The organism is Micromonospora sp. H61 (assembly GCF_018070325.1).
In the GTDB taxonomy this organism is placed as follows: Bacteria; Actinomycetota; Actinomycetes; order Mycobacteriales; family Micromonosporaceae; genus Micromonospora; species Micromonospora salmantinae.
The window spans coordinates 1-6579 of record NZ_JAGPXY010000133.1; the positions used below are offsets into that span (position 1 = coordinate 1).

The following is a 6579-nucleotide window of genomic DNA, read 5'->3' on the forward strand; positions in this document are numbered from 1 at the left end:
CGGCAGCCTGCCAGTGCCGGGCGGCGGTGCGGGCGGTGCGCTGGGCGCGAGGGCTGTGCCGCTCGGCGCGCAGCCGTTTCATCGCCGCCCCGGTGTCGATGCCGACCGGGCAGGCGGTGACGCAGAGGCTGTCCGCGGCGCAGCTGTCCACCGCGGCGTACTCGTAGTCGGCGGTCAGCTCCCGGCGGCGCTCCTCGTCGCCGGCGGCGGTGGCGAGGGCGATCTGCCGTTGCAGGACGATGCGCTGCCGGGGCGTGGTGGTGACGTCGGCGGTGGGGCAGACCGGCTCGCAGTAGCCACACTCGACGCAGGCGTCCAGCTCGGGGTCGACCGTCGGGACGGCCTTGAGCTGCCGCAGGTGCACTGTCGGGTCGTCGTTGAGCAGCACACCGGGGTTGAGCAGACCGCTCGGGTCGCACAACCGCTTGAGTTCGCGCATCACGTCGTACAGCTCGTCGCCGTACTGCCGGCGGACGAAGGGCGCCATGGCCCGACCGGTGCCGTGCTCCGCCTTGAGTGTTCCCCCCTCGGCGAGCACCAGGTCGACCATGTCGTCGGTGAACCGGGCGTAGCGATCGATCTCGGCCGCGGTGTCGAAGGACTGGGTCAGCATGAAGTGCAGGTTGCCGTCCCGGGCGTGTCCGAAGATCACCGCGTCCGGGTAGCCGTGCCGGTCGAACAGGCGGATCAGCCCGTCGCAGGTGCCGGTCAGGCGTGGCATCGGCACCGCGACGTCCTCCAGCAGGGCCGTGGTGCCGGGCGGGCGGGCCCCCGCGACGGCGGTGTAGAGGCCCTTGCGCAGGTGCCAGAGGTTGGCCCGTTCGCGCGGGTCGCGGGTCAGCTCGGTGCCGGTGACGGCCGGCAGCCGGTCGAGCACGGGCCGGGCGTCGGCCAGCGTCGCGGCCAACTGCTCCGCGCTGTCCTCGGCGAATTCCACCAGCAGCGCGGCGTGCCCCACGACAGTCAACCCACGAAGGGCCGGGCTCACGCCCGGGTCGCGCTGGCTGACCCGCAGCGCGGCCGCGTCGAGCAGCTCGGCGGTACGGGCGCCGGCGGCGAGCAGGGCCGGCAGCGCGTCGGTGGCGTCGGTGAGACCGGGCAGGATCAGCAGGCCGGTGGCGGCGTGGTCGTGGATCTCGACGGTACGGAAGACGGCCTCGGCCACGAAGCCGAGCGTGCCCTCGCTGCCGATCATCAGGTGGGCGAGCATCTCGACCGGGGTGCTGTGGTCGAGCAGCGAGTTCAGCCCGTACCCCATGGTGTTCTTCATCGCGAACAGCCGCTCGATGGTGGCGCGCGACCCCGGCGTCGATCGCACCCGGTCGCGCAGGCGCAGCAGCCCGGCGTGCAGCTCGGGCTCGTCGGCCCGCAGCCGGTCGTCGGCGTCGCGGGCGCCGGAGTCGACGACGGTGCCGGACGGCAGCACGAAGCGCAGCGACTCCATGGTGCGGTACGCGTTGTCGGTGGTGCCGCAGGTCATCCCGCTGGAATTGTTTGCCACCATGCCGCCCACCGTGCAGGCGGCCTCGCTGGCCGGGTCCGGGCCGAGTCGGCGTCGGTAGCGGGCCAGCCGGGCGTTGGCCTGCCGGATCGTCAGGCCCGGCTGGAGCCGGATGCGGCGGCCGTCGTCGAGGACCTCGGCGTGGCGCCAGTCGGTGCGGACGTCGACCAGCACGCCTGCGCCGCCGGCCTGCCCGGCGAGGCTGGTGCCGCCGCCGCGCAGGGTCAGCGGCACGCCGGCCTCCCGGGCGCCGGCCATCAACGCCCCCACCTCGGCGGCCGAGGCGGCGCGCACCACGGCCTGCGGCTCGAACAGGTACGGCGAGGCGTCGTGCGCCGCCGCCAGCCGCCGGGGCAGCTCGGCGCTGGCCCGGCTCGGATCATCGAGGCGCGCGCGTAGCAGCTCGGCGACCGCGCGGGCGCGAGCACCGGCCGCGGTCGGCGGTGGCACTGGTACGACGGGTCTCATCGGCGGATCCTCCCGGGAGCGTGGTCAGCCGGCCACCGGCGGCACGGCGGGGCGGCCGGCGATAAGCAGTCGGCGGGGAGCGGTGCTGGCCGGAGCCGGCAGCCGCAGCGGCTGCCGGCCGGGGGTGATGTTGCCGAGCACTGAGGCGTGCCGCGCACCGGTGCCCGAGCGCAGGGTGCCCGGCAGCCCGTGCACTGTCAGGTAGCCCAGCAGCGCGAAGGCCAGCGCCTCCTTGGCGTCCGACGCGACGCCCAGGTCGTCGCTGGAGGACAGCTCGACGCCTGGCAGCTCGTCGGTGATCATGCGCATCAGCGTCGGGTTGTGTGCGCCGCCGCCGGAGACGACGAGCCGGGTGACGCCGTGCTCACGGCAGGCGCCGGCCACAGTGACCGCCGTCAGCCGGGTGAGCGTGGCCAACACGTCCTGCGGGTCCGGTGTGGGCGCGTCGGCGAGGGCGGCGAGCAGGTAGGGCAGATGGAACAGCTCTTTCCCGGTGCTCTTCGGGCCGGGCAGCCGGTAGTACGGCTCATCGAGCAGCCGCCGAAGCAGGTCCGGGTTCACCTGCCCGGCGGCCGCCCCGCGCCCGTCCCGGTCGTACTCCTCGGTGCCCCCGCTGAAGTGGCGGGCGGCGGCGTCGAGGAGCGCGTTCGCCGGACCGGTGTCGAGGGCGAGCGGGTCGGCGTCCGGCGCGACGACGGTGATGTTGGCGATGCCGCCCAGGTTCAGCGCGGCCGGGACGCCGGGCAGGCCACCCAGCAGCAGTGCGTCGAAGAGGGCGACCAGGGGAGCGCCCTGGCCGCCGGCGGCCACGTCGCGGCTGCGCAGGTCGGCCACGACCGGAAGGCCGGTGGCCTCCGCCATCCAGGCCGGCTGACCCAGCTGGAGAGTGCCCCGGACCGTGCCCTCCTCGACCCAGTGGTGCATGGTCTGCCCGTGCGAGACGAGCAGGTCGGCATTGCCGTCGCACAGCTGGGCGAGGGCCTGCACGCCGGCCTCGGCGAAGGCCTGGCCGATGCCGGTGTCCAGCACGCAGATCGCCTCGGTGGTGGTCGCCACGGGCGGCAGGGCCGCGGCGATCTGCGTGCGCAACTCGTCGGAGTACGGGTGGCTGAGCCGGCCCAGCGGTCGCATCCGCACTGTTTCGCCGCTCATGTCGAACTCGGCCGCGGCGGCTTCGATGCCGTCGTAGGAGGTTCCGGACATCAGGCCGATCACGCGCATCACGTCCTCCTTCATGCCCGGCCGGCTGGCGCCGCCGCCGCGTCGTCGTCGACCTCGTCGGTACGTCCATGGTCGTACGGCGTCTCCGGGGCCGGGTGGAACCGGCTGGACACCGCGCCGACGACCAGGGTGATCAGGACGCCGATCGGGACCAGCCACTGCGCGGCGATGGCGGTGGCGGTGGTGGTCCCGGCCGTCGTCACATCGATCTTGACGTAGCGCACGATGTAGGTCATCACCGCCACGGTGACCAGGAAGGCGATCACCGCGTCGACCTGGTTGGCCCGCTTGACGAGACGGCCGAGCAGGAATGCGCCGAGCAGCGCCCCGTAGGTGTAGCCGGCGATGGTCAAACCGGTCAGGTAGACGTTTCCGGTGCTGGAGCTGAACGCGCAGGCGAAGACCGCCATCAGCACCGCCCAGACCAGGGTCATCACCCGGGCGAGGCGGAGCATCGTGTCGTCGGAAGGGACCTTGCGGAAGAAGCTGTGGATGAAGTCGGCGACTGTGGAGTTCGACATCGAGTTCAGCGCCGAGGACAAAGAGCCCATCGCGGCGCCGAGGATGCCCGCCACCAGCAGACCCGAGATGCCCACCGGCAGGGCGTGCAGGATGAAGCTCGGGTAGAGGTTGTCGCTGCTGGCCAGGCCGAGTTCCTTGAAGGTCTGACCCTTGTTGTACGACCACAGCAGCGCGCCGACCAGGGAGAACGCCGCGAACTGGATCACCACGAAGATGCCCGAGGAGATCATCGCCTGCTGCCCCTCGCGCAGCGTGCGGGTCGACAGGATGCGCTGCACGATCAGCTGGTCCGACCCGTGGCTGGCCATCGCGAAGATCGCGCCACCGATGATCGCGGTCGGCAGGGCGAACGGGCTGGTGAGCACGTGCGAGAGGGCGAAGTTGGTGTCGAAGAGCTGGAACTTGCCGGCGTCCAGCGCCTGCGAGTAGCCGTCGAAGCCGACGGCGTGGCTGAGCACCGCGATGGCCAGGATCGCCCCACCCAGGTACAGCCCCATCTGGATGGCATCGGTCCAGATGACCGCCTTGATGCCACCGAGGTAGGTGTAGACCACAGTGATGAGCGTCAGGACGACGATGATGGCCTGATAGCCGACATTCAGCCCGAACTCGTCGAGAAGAAGCTTGATGGGGATGGCCGAGGCGAACAGCCGTACGCCCTCGGCGAGCAGGCGGGTGAAGACGAACGTCACCGACGCCAGGCCCTGAAGTTTCAGGCCAAACCGCTCACCGAGGTACTGGTAGGCGCTGACGAACCCACCCCGCTTGTAGAGCGGGATGAGCACCGCGGCCACGACGACCCGACCGATGACGTAGCCCAGGGCCAGCTCGACGTTGCCGAAGCCCTGACCGCTGTAGGCCCCGCCGGGAACACTGATCACGGTCAGGACGCTGGTCTCGGTGGCGACGACGGAGAACGAGACGGTCCACCAGGGCAGTCGACCCTCGCCAACGAAGTAGTCCTTGGCGGACTTCTGTTTACCGGACAGGCGTAGTCCGACGTAGGCGATCACCACGAGGTACAGCACGATCACGACGAGGTCGAGTTGACGCACGGCTCGCTCCCAACCAGCGATTGTCAATAAGTGACGTTGACTCACCCTAACGCGAAACTTTTTGCCACCGCCCGTCCGGGCTGGTTACGCTGTGGTTTCAGCCTGCTGATACGGGGACTGTTCGCAGCTGCGCCCTCGGCCTGGCCGCGGCGGCGGGTCGCGAGGACACGCTCGACGGCGAGCCGCCGGGCGACCGGAGGACCTCTCCCCGCCGGCCGGCGACTGCACACCAGCGAGAGGAACGAGCACCCCGTGGACCTCAGCACCCTCGGCACCGAGACCCGCAACGACAAGACCGGCGACCTCGACCGGATGTCTCCCACCGAGTTGCTTCTCGCGATGAACGACGAGGACCAGACTGTCGCCGACGCCGTCCGCCGGGCCGTGCCGGACATCGCCGCCGCCGTCGACGTCATCGTGGCGTCGCTCCGCCAGGGCGGACGGCTGATCTACCTCGGCGCGGGCACCAGCGGCCGGATCGGCATGCTCGACGCCGTCGAGATCCCACCCACCTTCGGTACGACGCCCGAGCGGGTCGTCGGTCTGCTCGCCGGCGGGGCGCGAGCCTTCGGTGTCGCCGTCGAGGGCGCGGAGGACGATCCGACCCGCGCCGTCGCCGACCTGGACGCCGTCGGCCTGACCGCCCGCGACACGGTGGTCGGGCTCGCCGCCAGCGGCCGTACCCCGTACGTGGTCGGTGGGTTGGATCACGCCCGCGCGCTTGGCGCGGCGACCGTATCGGTGGCCTGCAACACCGACGCGGTGACCAGCCGGCACGCCGACGTCGCCATCGAGGTGCCCACCGGCCCCGAGGTGCTCACCGGCTCGACCCGGCTCAAGGCCGGCACCGCCGAGAAGCTGGTCTGCAACATGCTCTCCACCGCCACGATGGCCCGGCTCGGCAAGGTCTACGGCAATCTGATGGTGGACATGAACGCCACAAACGAGAAGCTCGTCGACCGGGCGCGTCGGATCGTCGCCGAGGCCGCCGACACCGACCTCGACACGGCCGCGCGGGCGCTCGCGGCGGCGCACGGGCACGCCAAGACGGCCATCGTGCTGCTGTTGGCGAACTGCACCGCCGAGGAGGCCGCGGCCCGGCTGCGCGCCGCCGACGACGACGTCCGGGCGGCCGTCGCGGCCTGATCCAGGGCTTCGCGGCGGCGTCTTGTCGGGGTCCGGGTGAGGGCGAGCGGTAGCTCGTCGTGGTGGTGGCGGCACGATGCCACCGCCCGGCATTCTGATCGCACGGTGTCCGGAGCAGAAAGCCCGATTGACGACGCCCCCCGCCCATGGGGGCCGGGGCGCTTCGTGGTGTCAGTCGAGCTGGGTGCCCGGAACCGTTCGGTCCTCGTCCGCGTCGCCGTCGGGGGAACTGGCCAGCTCGATCCGGGGGGACCGATCCGGCGGGAGGTGGGCGAAGTCGGCGATGACGACGACATCCACCTCCCCGTCGATCATCGTCTGCTCGACGGTCTCCCACGGGGCCCGCATGATTCCTGCGAATCGGTAGGAGTGTTCGCGAAGGTGGCTGAGACACTTCGCGACGGCGGGCTCCGACGGCTCGATGTGGGCGGGAATCCAGATAACGGCGATTTCCATGAACCTCTCCTGATCAACGTCGTGGACGCGAGTGGGTGATCAGGAGGTGTCGGGGCGGGGGAGGACCCCGCTCGACGGGACGGCTGGAGGCGCGCATGTCGACGGCGGTGACGGTGAGCCCTGGCCGCGGCGGCGGGTCGGGCGGCGAAGCTTCTGCTGTTGACGTGGGTGGATCAGCGCCGCCGGCGCCGACGCCGGTCGGTGCGGACG

5 protein-coding genes are annotated in these 6579 nt (G+C 71.5%); 1 reads left to right on the forward strand and 4 read right to left on the reverse strand.

What is annotated here, in order from left to right:
• The 3 genes from KBX08_RS31935 to KBX08_RS31945 all read right to left on the reverse strand — a co-directional run.
• On the reverse strand, nt 1-1969 hold a 1969-nt coding region (locus KBX08_RS31935; protein WP_210787486.1), incomplete at its 3' end, for an FAD-binding and (Fe-S)-binding domain-containing protein.
• Nucleotides 1970-1993: 24 nt separating this feature from the next.
• Nucleotides 1994-3190, reverse strand: a complete 1197-nt coding sequence (locus tag KBX08_RS31940; RefSeq protein WP_210787487.1) for an anhydro-N-acetylmuramic acid kinase — start codon at nt 3188-3190, stop codon at nt 1994-1996.
• Between the two features lie 11 nt (nt 3191-3201).
• The gene (locus KBX08_RS31945) at nt 3202-4767 is read right to left on the reverse strand and encodes a sodium:solute symporter (protein WP_210787488.1); all 1566 of its coding nucleotides are present in this window, start codon (nt 4765-4767) and stop codon (nt 3202-3204) included.
• 252 nt (nt 4768-5019) lie between these two features.
• On the opposite strand from KBX08_RS31945, the gene murQ reads away from it, so the two are divergent.
• Nucleotides 5020-5913 carry an N-acetylmuramic acid 6-phosphate etherase gene (gene murQ / locus KBX08_RS31950; RefSeq protein WP_238667857.1) on the forward strand — a complete coding sequence of 298 codons (894 nt, stop codon included), beginning with the start codon at nt 5020-5022 and terminating at the stop codon, nt 5911-5913.
• Between the two features lie 171 nt (nt 5914-6084).
• Here murQ and KBX08_RS31955 read toward each other — a convergent pair whose 3' ends face one another.
• Nucleotides 6085-6369, reverse strand: a complete 285-nt coding sequence (locus tag KBX08_RS31955; RefSeq protein WP_210787490.1) for a hypothetical protein — start codon at nt 6367-6369, stop codon at nt 6085-6087.
• Between the last annotated feature and the right edge of the window lie 210 nt (nt 6370-6579).

What these genes read in the sequence shown, in the direction of transcription:
- KBX08_RS31940 (WP_210787487.1), bottom strand. Translation starts at nt 3,190, where the DNA reads ATGCGCGTGATCGGCCTGATGTCCGGAACCTCCTACGACGGCATCGAA.
- KBX08_RS31955 (WP_210787490.1), bottom strand. Translation starts at nt 6,369, where the DNA reads ATGGAAATCGCCGTTATCTGGATTCCCGCCCACATCGAGCCGTCGGAG.